Source organism: Acidithiobacillus sp. TH-A117 (assembly GCF_057473465.1).
The window spans coordinates 1-18,607 of the sequence record NZ_JBYCKQ010000040.1 but is presented as its reverse complement, the minus strand read 5'-3'; the positions used below and the strand labels follow the sequence as shown (position 1 = coordinate 18,607).

Annotated in this window: 14 protein-coding genes; 5 read left to right on the top strand and 9 right to left on the bottom strand. The window is 46.8% G+C overall.

What is annotated here, in order from left to right; all coding sequences use genetic code 11:
- The 9 genes from AC2VLR_RS09780 to AC2VLR_RS09740 form a co-directional block, all read right to left on the bottom strand.
- Positions 1-1,161, bottom strand: coding sequence for a glycosyltransferase family 4 protein (locus AC2VLR_RS09780; protein WP_486881960.1), 1,161 nt, complete (start codon positions 1,159-1,161; stop codon positions 1-3).
- Positions 1,158-2,207 carry a glycosyltransferase family 4 protein gene (locus AC2VLR_RS09775; protein ID WP_486881959.1) on the bottom strand — a complete coding sequence of 350 codons (1,050 nt, stop codon included), beginning with the start codon at positions 2,205-2,207 and terminating at the stop codon, positions 1,158-1,160. Before AC2VLR_RS09775 ends, AC2VLR_RS09780 begins: the two co-directional genes overlap by 4 nt.
- A 38-nt stretch (positions 2,208-2,245) precedes the next feature.
- Entirely contained in the window at positions 2,246-3,439 is a 1,194-nt protein-coding gene (locus tag AC2VLR_RS09770) for a hypothetical protein (protein WP_486881958.1), read from the bottom strand.
- 212 nt (positions 3,440-3,651) lie between these two features.
- Positions 3,652-4,575 (bottom strand): glycosyltransferase family 2 protein, encoded by a 924-nt coding sequence (locus AC2VLR_RS09765; protein WP_486881957.1) that lies wholly within the window; start codon positions 4,573-4,575, stop codon positions 3,652-3,654.
- Positions 4,576-4,577: 2 nt separating this feature from the next.
- Complete coding sequence (locus AC2VLR_RS09760; RefSeq protein ID WP_486881956.1) at positions 4,578-5,525, bottom strand: glycosyltransferase family 2 protein; 948 nt, start codon at positions 5,523-5,525, stop codon at positions 4,578-4,580.
- Positions 5,526-5,541: 16 nt separating this feature from the next.
- Positions 5,542-6,450 carry a glycosyltransferase family 2 protein gene (locus tag AC2VLR_RS09755; RefSeq protein ID WP_486881955.1) on the bottom strand — a complete coding sequence of 303 codons (909 nt, stop codon included), beginning with the start codon at positions 6,448-6,450 and terminating at the stop codon, positions 5,542-5,544.
- 65 nt (positions 6,451-6,515) lie between these two features.
- Positions 6,516-7,988 (bottom strand): oligosaccharide flippase family protein, encoded by a 1,473-nt coding sequence (locus AC2VLR_RS09750; protein ID WP_486881954.1) that lies wholly within the window; start codon positions 7,986-7,988, stop codon positions 6,516-6,518.
- Between the two features lie 54 nt (positions 7,989-8,042).
- Positions 8,043-10,562, bottom strand: a complete 2,520-nt coding sequence (locus AC2VLR_RS09745; protein WP_486881953.1) for a GumC family protein — start codon at positions 10,560-10,562, stop codon at positions 8,043-8,045.
- An 11-nt stretch (positions 10,563-10,573) separates the two neighbouring features.
- Complete coding sequence (locus AC2VLR_RS09740; protein WP_486882009.1) at positions 10,574-11,536, bottom strand: polysaccharide biosynthesis/export family protein; 963 nt, start codon at positions 11,534-11,536, stop codon at positions 10,574-10,576.
- An 840-nt stretch (positions 11,537-12,376) separates the two neighbouring features.
- On the opposite strand from AC2VLR_RS09740, the gene AC2VLR_RS09735 reads away from it, so the two are divergent.
- The 5 genes from AC2VLR_RS09735 to wbaP all read left to right on the top strand — a co-directional run bounded on the left by AC2VLR_RS09735 (position 12,377) and on the right by wbaP (position 18,433).
- Positions 12,377-13,480, top strand: coding sequence for an NAD-dependent epimerase/dehydratase family protein (locus tag AC2VLR_RS09735; protein WP_486881952.1), 1,104 nt, complete (start codon positions 12,377-12,379; stop codon positions 13,478-13,480).
- Complete coding sequence (locus AC2VLR_RS09730) at positions 13,362-14,465, top strand: NAD-dependent epimerase/dehydratase family protein (protein WP_486881951.1); 1,104 nt, start codon at positions 13,362-13,364, stop codon at positions 14,463-14,465. The genes AC2VLR_RS09735 and AC2VLR_RS09730 overlap by 119 nt, the downstream gene beginning before the upstream one ends.
- On the top strand, positions 14,462-15,622 hold the full coding sequence (locus tag AC2VLR_RS09725) for a glycosyltransferase family 4 protein (protein ID WP_486881950.1): 1,161 nt from the start codon (positions 14,462-14,464) through the stop codon (positions 15,620-15,622). Before AC2VLR_RS09730 ends, AC2VLR_RS09725 begins: the two co-directional genes overlap by 4 nt.
- Complete coding sequence (locus AC2VLR_RS09720; protein WP_486881949.1) at positions 15,619-16,794, top strand: glycosyltransferase family 4 protein; 1,176 nt, start codon at positions 15,619-15,621, stop codon at positions 16,792-16,794. The genes AC2VLR_RS09725 and AC2VLR_RS09720 overlap by 4 nt, the downstream gene beginning before the upstream one ends.
- A gap of 160 nt (positions 16,795-16,954) precedes the next feature.
- Positions 16,955-18,433, top strand: a complete 1,479-nt coding sequence (wbaP, locus tag AC2VLR_RS09715) for an undecaprenyl-phosphate galactose phosphotransferase WbaP (protein WP_486881948.1) — start codon at positions 16,955-16,957, stop codon at positions 18,431-18,433.
- The last annotated feature ends 174 nt before the right edge of the window (positions 18,434-18,607 follow it).

The following is an 18,607-nucleotide window of genomic DNA, read 5'->3' as shown; positions in this document are numbered from 1 at the left end:
TCAATTCCTATTATTGACAATTACATCACACTTCAGTTGCAGACAGACATCATAAATTTGCAAATATTTTTTCGTGATGCAGGGCCATGCGAACTCTATTGCAGATGCTCGTGCCACACTCGCCATTTCAGCCTTAATATCCGCGTTCAACTGCGCGTACTTTTCAAGAATGGAGGCGATAGACTTAAAATCATCCGGATTATCCAGTATCCATCCGCCATTTACCGGGACCTGAAAAGCTGCACCCACTGTTTTGGCGGTAATTACGGGTACAGCGCAAGCTAAAGCTTCAGAAACAATCATGGCCCAAGGATCATAACGAGATGGGAAGACTAGCAAATCCACAGATCGCAGGAATTGTGGCACATCTTCGCGATAACCCATAAAATGCACCCTATCAGCAATTCCCATCTCCTTTGCCAATTCGGGATAAGGGCTTTGTTCGAGATAACCCAGCACAACCAGATGCCAAGATTTTGCCATGACCAATGCATGGAAAACGGTATCGAGATTTTTCCGCGAAGAACGCAAATCCCCCGCAAACAAAGCAGCTGGTATTTTATCTTTTAAACCAAGGACCTGCCGTGAACTCGTTCCAGGGCAATACTCCTGAATATCAACCCCGTTGGGTATGACCATAATTCTCTCTGAATCAACGCCGATCGCCATCAATTCTTCGGCAACTTTCGGCGAAACTGCAGTAACCCAACGCGCCTGTCGATAGGAGCGACGTTCTAACTTGGCGTTAAGCCAGGTAAATAGGCGATGATAAAGTCCTTTGAAACCTTTTTCCGTATTAGATTCATTGTATGGAGAATGACGCCATGCCCCATGAACAAAATGTGCAGAGTTAACATCTGCCGGGTACCAGGTGATAAATCCGTTAGCATGTATCAAATTGTATTTATGAGCATGGCGTTTTAACCACCACCAGGTTCTCAGCGCGAATATCTGATTACGCAATAACTGACTTGGCCAACCCCTTACAGATATAGACACCCAGGTGACTCCATTCAACCCCTGCACTTCTGGAGTACACTCACTGGCGAGAAGCGTGATGATATAACCTGCAGCATGGGCAGCCAACAGTATCTCGTAGTTAACCCGGCCTTGACCATCTCCTTTTTTTAACTTATGGGTTATCATGCATAATGTTTTCATAACAGCATGACCTTCTCATACAAGTTCAAAGTTTCATCAGTCATACGTTGAACCGTAAGCCAGTCAATATGGGTATGGGATCTTTCGGCAAATTGTGCTCGCAAGTCCTGGTCACACAGAAACTGGTAAAGATAGCTAGTCAGCGCATTGACATCTCCAGGATCAAATAATTGTCCTGCCCGCCCATCTTCCAACGCTTCTGGTATGCCATCCACTTTTGATGCAATAATGGCACATGCGTTTTCTCGTGCTTCAGGAATCACCAGAGGAAACGGATCCTTGCGGGAGGCCAACACAAATATATCTGCACTTTTCAGGTAGGACTGTGGCTGCGGCTGAAAACCTTCAAAATGAATTTGATCTCTGCGGGAGCTTTTTTTTGCCAGATCCTCAAAAACCTTCCGATCTGGACCCTCACCAACCAGATATAGATGGCCAGGAATTTCACTCGGCAGATTGGTAAATGCTTCAATCAGGTCACGAATTCCTTTTCTTTCATACATTCCAGCAACCGAAACAATGGCTGGATGCTGCAATGTTTTGGCCTCCACCGAGCACACGCGCGGACTGTGGATGGTTCCATTGCGGATGACATGCAATTTTTTGACCGGAATACCCCGTTCTGCCATCGATCGGCTGACAGCAGCACTGACCGCAATCACTGCATCACCTACGGACATGACCCTGGCGCTTTTTTGAAACTCGTTATGGACATGTGTTACCAGCCTGTAGCGTCGCCCTAAACGCAACAGTTTGCTGAGCAGCGCGCCTGTCATCATATGGGCGTGCACCACATCCGGTCGGTCTTCTGCCATGATTCTACGTAGATTGATTAGCATTTTCGGAGTTCGCAACAAAGATTTGCTGAACCCCATGGCGTGATGTTTGACCCCATGTTGATTCAAAAGGTTTTCATACTCTCCACCCCCGGAAGCAAAAAACACTTCATGCCCCATCTCGCTTTGGGTACAGGCCAAGTCCACGGCGACATTGACAATCCCATTGCCGATCTCAAGAACGTGATTGGTGATATGCAGGATGCGCATGCCCTTACCACTTCCCTGCACAAGCGTGAAAGTTATCTTCAGGCATTTTCCATTCCTCTCACCTGGCGGTAATGAATTCCGGCAATGGCCGTACCGGCAAATGCCCAGAACAACATGCCGGTACTGCCAATCAATGTATCCACAAATATCAAGGTCGAGAATACCGCGAGACTTATCCCAGATGAGATCGCTATAAAGGGATCCTTCTTGGCCCACTCACTACTTAATATATAAATCAGTGTCCAGATGGTTCCAAGGAAAAAGAGGGTTCCACCAGCCCAGCCCAGCACATAAGGAATTTCCATGACTCCACTATCAAAATTCACCACATGTCCTTTTTGACTGAGGCGTGCGGCCGTACCGGTGCTGCCTATTCCACTTCCCAAAGGCGTTTCAAATGCCTTCAGAAAAAATTCGCCATAAAACTTTACCCTGGCTTGATAGCTGGCATTTTGTTTGACATTCTCAATGGAATTGAAGCGTGCCTCCAAACGCTCATAAACGGGCTTGTAAAGCAACATGGGCATTGCCAAGATAATAATGACCAGGATGCCCATGAGATATCGCAGCAGATGAACCGGCTTCAATCTAGACAGAATATAGACTAATCCTATAAACCACCCTCCCCAGGCAGCACGCACAATAGACAGCAAAAAAGCCAGATAACCAAAAACAGCCGCAGGAATTCGCCAGAAACCACCGCCGGCGAAGAGCATCAACAAGGTCCCCATCAGTTCAAAGGCAAAAGGTCCAGGCGAATTCATCGTACTGAAAATACGTACATGGAATGGTTCAGGACGACCAATACTCAACAATTTTGAAGCCGTCATCCAGTAGGTATCCCATGGCAGAGGATGAACATACTGAATCAGTCCGTAGCCACCCATGACCAAAGTTCCCCATACAAAAGTATGGAATAGAGTACGACGCACACGCAGATAATCCTGCCAACGAATCGCCATATGCAAACCGAATAAAACCGGCAATAACCAGTTCAGCAAGCCATAGGTAGCAGGCATGATACCTGCCGTAACCAACCCGACAATGTAGGCGTAGAGCACGCCCAAAACTACCAGAGCCATAGGAAACAGGGTTTTTCGACGTAATGCCGGCAAAGACTTTAACACGGTAAAAAAAGCCAAGCCCGTTACCAAGTAAGGGGTGAGCATAATGGGATCCACCGGTTGAAAACCAATCTGGTAATCCACCAGCCGTCTGATTTCCGGTGTCACAAACCAAAGCCACCACATATGACTCACATACAGATTAGGGAAATCGCGGTATAACTTTATGCCCAGTAGAAAACCTAAAACCGGGAACAAATAATTGGTTAAGGAGCTTAAATGGGCAAAATAAAATGCAAATGGAAAAGTCCAGAACAGGAGAATATAAATCCAGACTTCATGCCCTGACTGACTCGTATCAACACCGGGGCCAAAATTTTTCAATGTCGCAGCCATGAGCGTATTCCCATATAGCGACCATACCAATTATCCCTACACTTGGCCAAGGCCTGCATTTTTTCTTTTGGCGCATAACGCAGCAACTGCACGAAACCATAACTTTCACTGGTTCCAACCAATGTAGCCCAGAAAATAAATATCAACCGGTTAATATTCCGATAATAGCCCAGCAGTACCAAGGTTTCATTATGACAGCGATTTCGTGTTTCCTCGACATTATATGCATCGCGGGAACGATCCCCAAAAAGCTGACCCGGATAATGATTGACACGTATTTCTGGATCGTATAACAAACGCCAACCACTTTGACGCAAAGTCAACCCCAGTGAAAGTTCCCAGTGCCACTGAGCCCCACGTCCATACAAACGTCGATCAAAGCCGATTTCCTTGAGCAAGGAAAGACGGTAGGCTCCATTGACACCTTTGAGCAAGTCCACATATTGCGCATGGTCAAGGCGTAAGTGATGATTCGCGATCACCTTCCCATACCATAGTACTTTTCCCACACTGCGAACCGAATGATCAATCAGTACCCCATTCGGGCTAATCAAATCTCTGCCCCCGACTCCTGCCAGCGTCTCATCCCGTTCAAAAGCCAGCTCTATACGTTGCAACCAATCTGGAAAAGGTGCCGAGTCATCATCCGTAATGGCCAAGACATCCCCGCGTGCCGCCTCCAGACCCAGATTCATCGCCGTAACCAGGCCGGGCAGATCCACAATAACAACTCGTAAAGGTAAGCTAGCAGCCACACGACCATTCAGCACATCAAGCGTGTCCTGATCCTCCCTCCGCGCCACAACGATGACTTCATCGGCAGGTCGCAGTTGTTCACTCAGCGCTTGCAAGCATCGCGCCAAATCCTTCGGCCGGCGGTATGTGGGGATCATGACCGATAATTGCATGCTCACTCCTGCAGGCCTTGGCATGAACCGGGATACAACCATGTCGCCATACCTGCATAGCGCCCGCGCATGGTATCCATCCACTTACGAAGTGCCAAATTCCCTTCTTGCGGCCAATGGCGGAAACACTGCACAAAACCATAACTGTCACGACTACCGATCAGTAAAGCGTAAAACATGCAGAAGAAACGTCCAAAAATAGAAAGATATTTCATAAGAATGTAAGTTTCGTTGAAGGCACGTTTTCGTGCAGCAGCAGACCAGTAACTATCCTTTTGTTCTGAAAACAGCTTGCCTGGATAATGTTCCACAACCATCTCAGGATCATACCATTGTTTCCAACCTTGCTCCTTAAGCGCCATCCCCAGTGCCAGCTCCCAATGCCAACAGGTATCCTGTTGCCACTGCAAGCATTGGTTTAGCCCTGTAGTCCTCAAAATATCATGCCGATAGGCCATATTAACGCCGGAAAGAAAATCCACATTTCGGCCACCGATACAAGGCAGATGGTATTGCGAGATGATCTTGCCATACCAGGTTACCTTTCCTACTATTTGGACAGGCGGAAGATTTTGCGAGAATGCAGATACTGGCAGGTCTCTACCCCCCACTCCTGCACATTCAGGCTTGCTTATCAATGTACTTGCAACCTTCTCCAGCCAATCTACTCGAGGCGCGGCATCATCGTGGGTAAAAGCCACTACATCACAAGTCATCATCTGCAGTGCGTTTTGCATGGCAGCCATAGGCCCAGAGTGATCTTTATAAACTAGGGTCCAGGAAATAGCCGAACCAACCAGGGTTTCTAAGAGTTTAACGGATTCGGTATCGCGGGGGTGAATCAAAATACACAGACTTTCCAGTCTGCGAATCTGGGCCATCAATGATTGCAGAAGACGCTCCAGGTCTTTCGGTCTGTTTCCACCATTAATCAAAACGCCAATTCTCATCAAGTTGCCCCAAGATTCAGTGTGAAAACTTATTTACTGCGTTCACAGAACTCGATAACTTTTCATTTGTTCGTATATAACCCAGAGCTTTTGTCGCGATGGATAAAAAACTTGAAACACCTTTATAACCTTCACGCTTAACCCTTGAAAGCAACAGATGGACCATGGCCGCCACCAAAAAACACCAGGATTTAATCTTAATATCATTTTCGATTCTATAGCGTTTAAAAGTAACATATATTCTTGAAGCCTCAGTATATGGGGTGTAATAGTCCCTGTTTACAGCTGAAGGATAATGATAAACATTGGCTTTTTGACAATATCTGACAACCGCAGCTTGTTGTCTGCATCTGGCACAAATATCAACTTCATCATAACCATAAACAAGCAATTCATCAAATCGAACAGAACTAACAAGTTTTCGTGGAAAAACAGTAGCCATAATATTTACCGTATTAATTACATCACCATCCATATAAGGCACGTTCTGAAAACCCAAAAAACTCTGATCGTGAGGTTGAATACTCACACCGCCCTCCACCTGATTGCCCGTAATCATGGTTTTGCGCAAATCAAGATTATTCTCATCAGCAAACTTATCAACCGCAGATACAAAATTTTTAGCTATCTCAGAATCATCGTCCAGAAAAATCAAAAACTCACCGCAGGAATGCTCAATAGCGCAGTTTCGGTTGGCACCCAAGCCTTTTTTGGGCCCTCGAATATATACAACATCTGGGAAATAGTTTTGCACCATTTCTTTAGTTCTGTTATCCGTACTATCATCAGAAACAACTATTTCATATATAGAGTTGCCACAGCCCCTAACTGAGGCAATGCATTTTGCCAATTCTTCTGGCCTATTTCTGGTGCATACACACACACTCAAATTCCCGGCAACAGTTATCTTAGCATTCATGCTCATCTCAAAAACATCCTTTTATCATAACCTTTAATTTCTTAACATAATGCATAGATTAATACCCAGCATCACTTTTCCACAGCTTTCAACATGCGGATATTAATTCTGTCCAAAAAAGAACGAAGCACATTCCTGATAACCGATGATCGATAACCTGCCCACCCTCCAGACATAACAACCAAAAGCAGTGAAGCCACATACCAAATCATATCGCTTCTGAAAAAATTCCAAGCCAGACACTCCGAGATTAAAATCCAGGCCAATGATTGCCAAAATGTCCAATTTCTAAATAGGGCCAGTTTGGCTCCCCAGAATAAAAACACCATATCCAAGGATGTTACAAACAATAATCCGATACCACCGCCGATCAGGCCGAGGTAATGAATTGATATCCACAGAACCAGGAGATATGGAAGCACCTCCAAGACGCGCAATTTTGCGGCAATATCCGGGCGGCCGCGGGCCTGCAACAGCATAGAAGGGAAATAATTCAAGCCAGCTAACCAGATCGTCGCAGCTATAATCAAGCCAACTGAACCAGCTTTATCAGCTACAGTCCAACCTACCCAAATACCTAAAAATGGTTTAAGGATAAGAATAAGCGCGCAGATCATGGGAGTCTGAATCATAAGCAACAAATCTAGGGACTGCGCCGTCGCATCTCTGGCGTCCTGCTCATTTCCTGCAGATAATTTTGGAAACAAAGCTCTGGTAACTGCGCCGGGCACTACAGCACCTTGCCTTGCCAAGCGCTCAGGAATAGCAAAAAAAGTGACAGCCGCAGGCCCTACCAAGCTTCCCAGCATAAATTTGTCCATTGCCCCGGTTAGTGGCACCACCATACCAGACAGGGTCGTCCAGCTACCATAACCTAACAGCGTTTTTATCCATCGCCACTGTGGCAATTCTGGCTTGGCCATGCCTAAGAGGTAAAAGGCTACGAGACCCATGGGGATAGCGCCAAAAACCAGCCTGGAAAGGACCGTCACTGCTATAATCCAGGTAAGGTCAGGGCCATGTAAGTATGCCGTCAACAAAGGCATCAACTGTAAAAAAAAGGTACCGACAACGCCCAAGGCATTCAACATGAAAAACCTTTGTCGCCCGTCCAGAAATCCCGAAAAAATTCCGCTCACGGTAATCACTGGGACAGCCAGCGCCAGCCAGGGTAGAGCACTCGCCACTGATGCATGCATAGAAGGAGACATCTTGAACAGATTTTCAAACAGAAACTCACCCAGAAACAAGAGAATTAAAGCTCCAACCGTTCCCAGAATCAGGTTGGTCCATATTCCTGTCCAGAATACACTGACAACTTGACTGTGATCATCCAGCTTTGCAAACTGATTGGCAGATGCCATTCCCAAGCCGAGATCAAAAACCCCAAAATATCCCAGAAACAACCAGACAATAGCCAATACACCATATGCATCCACACCAATCAAATGCAGAAACAAGGGAACCGTGATCAGAGAAACGGCCACAGGCACTAGACTACCCATCAGGTTATATAAGGTATTCCGTTTCAGGCTTGCTACCATATCGGCATTCCTTGAACTGCCGACGCCGTAAAAATCATAGAAACTTTCATTCTTCTATCCGCGTTTTATCAGGTATGAACGTGCAAATCCGCGCACCCGATCATCCAGGACAGCAAAGAAAGTCGGCCTCGAATGATCATGAAAAGTGACTCCATGAGTTGATCGCATCCCGTTTATCACCAAAGCTAGTGGGCAACCAATTTGCGCCACACCTTGCATATGATCCTGAAAAGCCTTTCGTGGTGTTGTACCCACTCGAACCACTGAAATCAGACGATCAACCCATTGGGAAATCATCAGCCCATCCGCCACCAACGGATAGGATGGCGTATCCAGGAGCACAAAATCAAACTGCGATCGAGCATCCTGCATCAGATCTGTAAAGCGGCTGTTACCAACCAACTCTACCGGAGCCCCGGGGATTTGACCCGCAGTCATAAGGTTCAATGGAACATTGAATCGCGTCATAACTCGGGTACATGATTCCAGATCGGATTTACCCATCAAATACTCAGACAATCCTGGAGTTTGTTTACAATCAAATATCTGATGTAACTGCGGATTTCTCAGGTCAGCATCAATGAGTAGTACTTTCTTTCCATCTTCCGCCAAAGTCATGGCCAACTGACTGGCTATTGTTGTTTTTCCTGCACCTTGATCAGCAGAAGAAAACATCAGGATTTTTCCTGCGCCATTCGTTCTTGCGAACAGATATAGTTTACTGCGCAACAAACGCATGGCTTCCCCATATCCAGAACGAGGGTCAGAAATTGAAATTGCCGGGAATTTTGCCCTGATATCAGCATTAGGAAATCCATTGTATTCAGGCAGGGTGCCTAACATTGGCGTGGCAACGTAGCGTCGCAGGATCTCCTCCTCTGAGTGGAAGCCCTTATGCATCAGAAAACGTGCAAAAACCACTGCTAGCCCAAACAATAACCCAAGAAAACCGCCAATAAGAATGTTTTTAGACGCCATTGGAGAAACCGGCACATGACGCACCATTGCAGTGTCGAGGATACGGTTTTTGGTGATGGTACTAGCTTTGCTGATCGCCGCCTCTTTTTGCTTCTCCAACAAAAACATATATAACTTGCCCAGAACTTCTGTAGAACGTGTTAACGAGAGTACCTGCAAAGCTTCTTTGGGATATTGCCCCATCTTGCCTTTATACTGTTCAATCACCGTATCCAGAGAGTCGAGCTGCTGATGCGCTTGCGTCTCCTGATTAGATATTACACTGGCAATGGCCGAACGTATGGCAGATATTTCCTTATCTACTTGCTGCATTTCCGGGGCTTTGGGCGTGTACATGGTCTCCAGGGAAGCTTTACGATTCTGAGCTGTCACCAACTTGTCGGATAGACCATTAAGCACTGAGTCGTTGAGCGAACTCATCAAATAGGGGTCGACCTTTTTTTCGCCCTGCGCACGGAGCTCTGAGCTTACTTGCTGCAGATTTTTCAACTTAAGTTCCAGTGCACTGCGCTGACTTTCATAATTGGCCATCTGGGTAATCATCGCCTGGGCGTTGGAAGTCACCGACAAAAGACCGCTATGGCTTTGATATTTGGCCAGATTACTATCGGCCGTTTCCAGTGCAGAACGCACTTTTTCCAGTTGCCCATTCAAATAATCATAGGTCGATGAAGACTGGCCCGTAGCCCAGGCATGGGTTTGTTCCAGATAGCTCAACATCAGACCATTCAGAAATCTTTGCGATACGAAGGGATTGGGATTCTGGAAGCTCAGGTAGATCAGATAGCTCAGAGTAGCAGTGCCGCCACTATCCTTGCTAGACTGGCTGACCGCAATGTTTCCTGCAAAGGCCTTATATAGCGACAAAGGGGAACGGATCGTCAAGCGATAGGAACGATTGGCTTTGGGGATGAATCCCGGAGCATTAGCTTTAATAAGGATCCGCAGATAGGGACTAACGGCCGTCTCATCCAGCTGACCACTCAGTATCCATTTTTTTCCTGCAAAAATCCGATAACGGCCCGCATCGGCAAATTTCAGCTCAAGGTGTTGGCCATAGAGGTCAGGATTTACTGCTTCAGCCATAGTAGCATGCAATCCGGTTTTTTGATTTTCATAAACACCAAAGGAATGACCATTGATTAGCCAGTACCAGAAATGGATCACAGCACTTTGGTCTGGATTCATGATGGACACATTTACTCCGGATTGCATTATGGCCTTTTCCACTACCTGGCGGCTTTGCATAATCTGTACTTGCGTTTCCAGATTGGGTGCCTGCACCAAACCGGGGACGAGCGACAAACCTTCAGTGGCAGATGAAACTGCTGCCTGATCTTTTTCGGCATTTCCCAGATAGATTGAACCGGAAGATTCAAATACTGGCACTGAAAAGAGGGTGTGCAAAACTGCCAGAATAATTCCGGCAAGTGCCAACCCCACTGGCCATTTCCAGTGTTTTTTTAGAAAACGAAGCAGTGCAGACAGATCAATTTTTTCTCCTTCATCTCCACTATCGAGATGACTGGAAATTGATGGGCGCCATAGGGTGTCCACATTATCCGGTGAAAGCATTCTATCATTTTGATCAGCCACGATATTTATTCCTAATTATTCGGTTGCGATAAGTACTTGATGGATACAAAGGGATTCAGTAAACCTGAAATCGCCTGCAAAGAGGGTAAAATCTGCTGTATGACCTGATTCCAGCTACTCACTACAGTCTGCGGTACAAAAACCACATCACCCGACTTAAGATAAAATGGCGCAGCTTTTCCATGCAGTATGGCATTCGCGTTGACCGTGATCAGTTGTCCGCTGGTCCCTTCTGAACGAATGACTCGAATATCCCGCAACTGCGCGTTGGTCAATGCCGTGGTATTCATACCTGCAGATGACAAGGCCTGGAGCAGGCTCAGTCTCCCGTCAACGAAGGGCACCGGACCGGGTTTATCCACTGCGCCAAACACAAAAGCCCGCATGCTGGCTATGCTCGGCACTACAACCGTATCACCACTTTGCAACTCAATATTCTCGCCCAGATTACCCTCATTCAGTAATTGATGAAAATTGATGGGCAGCTTCTTGCCATCCTGGACGACATAGGCACTGCGCAGATTGGCTTCTGCAAAATTAACCGACCCTCCAAGGGCCATGGCATCCAGCAAAGTCAAGGCACGATCAGAAAACTTCAGTCCAGGAGCCGTGAATTCACCGAGGAGGTAATAGCGAATGCTATGCGCCACCTGAAGCTGTACGGAAACATCAGGTTGAATAATGTACTGGCTATAAAGCTTTTCCAGTTTGATACGCAATTCTGCCATTGTCAGTCCAGCCACATGCACAAGCCCCACCATGGGTAACTGAATATTGCCACCGTTAGTCACCAAGGCTCCAGGTATACCCACCGAACCAGATCCTGCAGTAGCGGAAAGAGCCGGGTGCAAATACACAGATACCGAGACTACATCACCGGGTCCCAGATGATAGGCCAATGGTCGGTGCAAAAGTTGATCTACCGTTTTTGGCGACAACGCGACAGGTTGACTGGTAAGGACTGGGCTCGGCATTTTACGATAAGCAACCTTTTGCTGGCTGAGCCCATCGGTAGCACAACCCGCCAGTAACATTGGCAGCAATACCCAAACCATCAATCTGTAAAGCTTCTTATACATAAAATACTATCCCCACTAGCCAGTTCCCTTTACATCTTTCACTACGTGTCACAGATAAACAATACAAGTGCATTCGTCCAGATATTCTTGCAAATAATCCCCACGCCACTGTCGCAACATCAAAGAATACAGTTAATAAGCACATTTCATGCCCGATGTGGGTATTTCCGTAAATATTTTTATCATATGATTCTACACTAATTTTTTTGAAGCAGTATTAGCAGGCCTTCCCAAAAATTCTTGCCCCACGCGCACAACCTCTGATTTTGCTATCAGCAAACTCTAAGTTTTGGACTTTTGTTACAAATAAGTTACACACGTAAATGATCCCATCCTAAGAGATAGAACAGCCATCCGTAAAGTTCTTAAAAATTATGTACGCAAACAATAAATTCTATAATATTCCATATAATTCAATTGCCTTACTGACCAACTACGCACCATTCGAGAACCACTGAGAAGCTATTCAGGTGCTCAAGCAACCAAATGAAATATTGAGGGTGCGGCACAGTTCCGCAATCCACCCTCTATTATTTTTTTCTATTACCATCATCAAGTTGTAAAATTTATAGGCTTTCTTCTCTTTTTATGTAACAAAATTCTAACACTCTTCCCAGCAGCAAGATCCTGCAATAAAAACACAACCTTTTGTTTTCACTGTTTTTATGTGAGTGGCACATAATATGCTTATTGACCAGCAAGGCAAAACAAACCATTCACCGGAGTACATAAAACATGAACAGCAACCAGCACCTCAACCGCTATGATCACCTGACCGAATTTTTTGATTCCAAGAATGTCTTGGTCACCGGAGGCTTCGGCTTTGTAGGAGGCCATGTAACAAAACGGCTCGTCGAGCTTGGTGCCAATGTAACAGTCATCGATATCAATACGGATGTGAACCGCGATTCGATCCTGAATTGTGCATCCATGGATCTCCGCTCGAAGATTCTTGTCCACGAAGCAGATGTGGTAGACGCCAATGCCATGAAAGAAATCATCCATGAAGGCCGCTTTCATTTTATTTACCATTTTGCGGCTTATGCTTCGGTCATTGAAAAAGCCATATCCGCTCCTTACGACACGATCATGGCCAATACCATGGGGTGGGTCAATGTCTTGGAAGCGTGTCGACTCGCGCCCTACAAACCCAATATGATTTTTCTGTCATCCACCGATAAAGTCTACGGAGAAATGGAAGAAGATTCCTACAGTGAACATTCGACTCCGTTACGCGGAATAGGTGTGTATGATTCAGCAAAGCTGGCTGCTGATGTGTTTTCCAGGACCTATCACGAGGCCTTCGGATTGCCAACCGTCACCTTGCGCATGTGTAACATTTATGGCCCATACGACTTCAACATGGGTTACCGTCTCCTGCCCAAGGCCATGGCCAGTATATTCGGATCTGCAGAGCCAGAGGCGCCTGAACTCTATTTTGACGCCATCGAGCATCATCGCGACTACCTTTACGTTCAGGATCTGGTAACAGCCATCCTCCTGCTTACCCAGCAGCAAAAATGTCGTGGGGATGTCTACAATCTGGCCGCCGGAACCTATATGCCGACCCCGCAAATGCTGAAAACCATCGTGGAACAAGCTGCTGAAGTAGAGAAAACTTTTGATGCGGAACGCGCCGAAACAATTATGAACAATGGCATATCCATTCGCGTGCGCCAGAGTGGATCCACTGTGCATGCCATCACCAAACAACATTTGAATGGCAAGAAAATTGAAGAGGCTACCGGCTTTACCGTCCAGTCCGATTTCATGGACACCTTGCGCGAAACCATCCAGTTTTATCGCAGTTACATGCAAACCCGGGCAGAAGGATGTTGAGATGCAGTCATTCTGGAGCGGAAGAAAATGCCTGATTACGGGTGGGGCTGGATTTGGAGGGGCTCATCTCTGTGAGTTACTCCTCGGCTTGGGGGCCAGAGTTTATATTCTGGATCGCTGGTTACCTGCCAATTCCTATCTTGTGCTCTCGGGGATGAAGGCTAGAACCACCTTTATACAAGGCGATATAAGGGATATGGACTTACTCCGCTTAACCTTGCAACGCTTCGAAATCAATACGGTATTTCATTTAGCGGCGCAGCCTATTGTGCCCATCAGCAATGTACTCCCTCTGGAAACACTGAGCGTCAACGCCCAAGGGACATACAATGTTCTTGAGTCCGTCAGGACCGCACAATGTGTAGAGCGTCTGGTTTTCGCTTCCAGCGGGGCTTATTACGGAGCCACCACCACCAATCAGGCTATTCCAGAAACCCATCCGCCTTTACCTGCGGCTAATATTTATGCGCCATCAAAAGTGGCCGGAGATGTAGCTGTCAGAGCTTATGCGCATATATATGGTATGAAAGCTGCCGTTTGTCGCTTCATGAATACTTTCGGCCCCGGGGATACCAATTTCAGTCGCATCGTGCCTCGGGCCATCAAAAATCTCATCACCAATGACACCTATGATTTTGGTTCACGGGATGATGGCAGCTCACAAATTGATTGTCTTTATATCAGTGACATGGCCAAGGCCTATACTCACCTGGCTGAAAAACTGGATGAAGTGGCAGGCGAGGCCTTCAACTTTGGGACAGGCGTTCCCGTTTCTACCAAAGAGGTAACCAGCTTGACCAGCCGAGTATTTGATGACACCGAACGCACCCCCATTTTTTCTGGCGAAAAAAGGGCCGTGCCGTCCATCAAATACCTGGATATCAACAAATCACGACAGCAACTCGGCTGGCAACCGACTACGTCTTTACCGGAAGGGCTGCAAAAAACCATCGCCTGGTATCGAGCACATTGGGACGAATTATGATCCAGGAAACCAATACTCCCAGGGCCTTACGTGCCTTACAACTGGGTTCTTCCTGGTTGCCGGAACATTCAGGTGGATTGGAAAGATATTATCATGATTTGATGATGAGCCTGCCTGCCACAAATGTGTCCTGCCGAGGGCTGGTGGTTGGAAGCCGTGAAATAGAAAAAATCACACATGGTCAGATTCGCGCTTTTTCTCAACCAGACAGTTCTTTGCTCCAGCGCTGGTACAAAGCCAGAGTTGCTATAAAAAAATCCATCAAGGAATTTAAACCCGAGCTCGTAAGTATCCATTTTGCCCTGTACGGAATTTCAGCGGCAGACATACTGTCCCGGCAAGCACTGGTCGTTCATTTTCATGGCCCTTGGGCTCAGGAATCTGCCGTTGAAAAAAACCAACGAGAATCTGACCTGAAATTCATTTTGGAAAAAAAAATATATCAAAAAGCGGATCGTATCATAGTCCTTTCTTCTGCTTTCAAAGAAGTTTTATGCCGAAAATATGGCATTGATGAACATAAAATATCAATCATTCCCGGTGCTATTCATACAGATAAATTCATTCTTTCATACAACCAAAAAACTGCCCGCGAAAAGCTGGGATGGCCTCTGGACCGACCCATCATTTTTGCTGTCCGCAGACTCTCACGAAGAATGGGTCTGGATAATGTGATAATGACACTGGCGCTACTGCGAAAAAGATTCCCGGATATCCTGATCATGGTTGCCGGGAAAGGCCAGATCATGAGCGAACTAAAGGAAATGGCGAAAGATCTTGGTGTGGAACACAATATCCAGTTCATGGGTTTTGTTTCCGAAAATGATCTTGTAACCGCATATCGTGCTGCCGATTTTTCTATTGTTCCTAGTATTGCACTCGAAGGATTTGGACTAATCACTCTGGAATCATTGGCAACTGGAACACCCGTTTTGGTCACACCAGTTGGAGGCCTGCCTGAGACCATTAGACCTTTCCATTCTGACTGGGTTACCAAAAACTCTAAACCAGAATCCATTACTGAAGCAATCACTGACATTTTTTTAGGAAGAATACCAACTCCATCCTTCGAACAATGCCAAACATATGCAAAAAACTTTGACTGGAAAGTTATAGCTCCAAAGATTGCTGATATTTATCGGGAGACAATATCATGAAGATTCTATTTGTGGATCAGACGGCAAAACTCAGTGGCGGTGAACTTGCCCTTCTAGATATTATATATCCCTATCGTGAGGAAGGTAAGGTTATTCTTTTTGAAGATGGGCCACTTCACCTTGAACTTCGGTCACGACATATTGATACCCAGATAGTCAATATGTCGAGCAGCATAAAGAATGTCCGCAGATCATCGCGCATCCCGTTGTCCAGCGCCGCTTCACTGATCAAATTATCCCGGACTATTGCCAGTGAGGCTACACAATATGATTTTATTTTTGCCAACTCACAAAAAGCAGCACTGGTTTCTGTGCTGGCTGGCAAGCTCGCACGCAAACCCGTTGTCTGGTACCTACATGATATTCTGACTTCAGAACACTTTGGTAAAGCGCAGCTTATGGCTGCAAAATACATTACTCGAAACTCTTCGCAAATATTGGTCAACTCGGAAGCCACAAAAAAGGCGTTACAAAAATTGACTGGTCGCACTAAAAATGTGCATCTGGTTTATAACGCTTTTTGTAAAAAACATTATACAGATCATTCAACTACCGATTCTCGTCAGGCTCTGAGAAAACATCTGGGGTTGGATAGCCGTCCCCTTATCGGTGTATTTGGCAGACTGGCTCCCTGGAAAGGTCAGGATGTTTTTTTGAAAGCGCTCGCTCTGATGCCAGACGTGCAAGGTGTTATTGTAGGTAGTTCAATGTTCGGAGAAGAAACCTATGCCCAACGGCTTGAACAGGATATTCAGCAACTTGGACTACAAGATCGGGTAAAAATGATCGGCTTTAGAAAGGACATCCCCGAGCTCATGCAACTTTGCGATATAATTGCGCATACTTCTGTTGCCCCAGAACCTTTCGGGCGTGTCATTGTGGAAGGGATGCTTGCTGGTAAGCCTGTTGTGGCCACAGCCACAGGAGGACCAGATGAAATCATCGAAAACGGGGTAACCGGAATGTTGTATCCCCCCGGAGACTCACAAGCGCTGCATAACACCTTGAGCGCGATCTTGAACGCACCTGATCAATCTTCGCTCATGGCCCGAAGGGGTCAGGAATCAGCACTTGAACGCTTTTCCTTGGATGTAATGTACAAAAAAATGGACGAGATTATGTCTGTGTCTTTTCTGTCACCAACCCAAGGATTTCTGAGAGCCTCGGCTTGAAAGTCCGATAGGTTAGAAAAGCATTGCTCTTACCTTCATGCACAGGATAAGCTGGCTGTAATAGTGTTTTCCTGTGACCGATTCACTAAGAAATCATGCTGTCCTGCAGCGCACCATCAGGACCAGCATCTTCCTCAAGTGTCTTCTCAGGAAATAGATAATGGCGACTATCAGATACACCATGAGAAAAAGTTCAACATTTCAATGGTCCAGCTGGACCCCATCCATCATGGCCGTGGGTGACATTCTGGCTTTTCTTGCTGCGTTTTATTTTGCCCGGCTGTCCCACGCCATTTATTATGACCTCAACCCGCTTTGGGTCTTGCAGCACTGGTGGGGAAGTCTGGCGCAAATCAATTTGTTGCTTTTTTTATTGCTGACCGTGTCGGTCATCATCAGCTTCGCCATCAAAGGGCATTACAATCAAAGGAAAGCTTTCTGGGATGAGGCCGGCGACATCATTTCAGTTCTCACCATTTTCATTGCCCTGAATGCGGCCGTGGCCTTTATCGGCAAGTGGCCCCTTTCCCGCTTGTGGCTGTTTTCCACCTGGGGGCTTGTCTTTGTCTTTTTGCCAGTGGCCCGTCGTAGCATACGCTGGGGACTTGCCCGACTGGGCGCCTGGGTTAAACCCGTCATTGTCATCGGCTGCGGCAGGAACGCCGTAGAAGCCATGCGTGCCCTGAAAAGTGAAGAACTGTTGGGATACTCCATCGACCGGATCCTTATTCCCTACAACTCCACTTTGCTTGAAGATAAAAGTCATTATCCTCATGTTCGGATGGAACCTTTAAGCGATGATCCCATAGGTCAGCTTGAAGACCTGGGTAGCCCCCATGTCGTTCTGGCCCTGGATATGGACCAGTGGGAAGCCCAGGAAAAACTGGTGCGTACCCTGGGTTTTGGATACCCCCGCCTGACCATTGCGCCACCGCTGCGGGGCTTGCCCCTTTTTGGCCTGGAGGTGATGCACTTTTTCAGCCAGGAAATTTTCATGCTGCGGGTGCGTGACAATCTGGCCCGCCCGGGTCCACGTATTCTGAAACGCATTTTTGATCTGATTGCGGCCAGCCTCATCACCTTGCTCATTTCACCGCTGTTACTGATCCTGGCCTGGAAAATAAAATCCGAAGATGGTGGAAAAGTTTTTTTCATTCAGGATCGGGTCGGTCGTAATGGCAAAACCTTCCGCTGTTTCAAGTTCAGAAGCATGGTGCATGACGCTGAAGATCGACTCAAGGAATATCTCCATAACAACCCTACTATTGCCGCTGAATATGCCCGCAACTTCAAACTGCGTAATGACCCCAGGGTTACCCGCGTCGGCAGCTTCCTGCGTCGCACCAGCCTCGATGAGCTTCCGCAACTGTTCAACGTGCTGCTCGGCCAGATGAGCCTGGTGGGACCACGCCCCCTTTTGTCCCGGGAAATAGACCGTTATGGCGAAGGTATCAATTTGTACGCCCAGGTAAAGCCGGGTATCACCGGCCTCTGGCAAGTCAGTGGCCGCTCGGAAACCACTTTTACCGACCGCGCCGATCTGGATGCCTGGTACGTCAAAAACTGGACCCTTTGGTATGACATCGTCATTTTGTTGCGCACCATCAAGGTGGTCCTGGCACGGGATGGCGCCTATTGAAGCCAGCCTATCCGCCCTTGCATCCCAGCCCCGGCTCTTCTACAATAGTTCCATTCCGTTGACGCTCTTAGCGTTAAGCGAGTAAGAACGCTCCCTCCATCAGGAGGTTTGGGTACGACAGGTCTCCTGATCGTACCTTTTTTAATTTTAGGCTGGCAAAGGTGGCATGGCTTT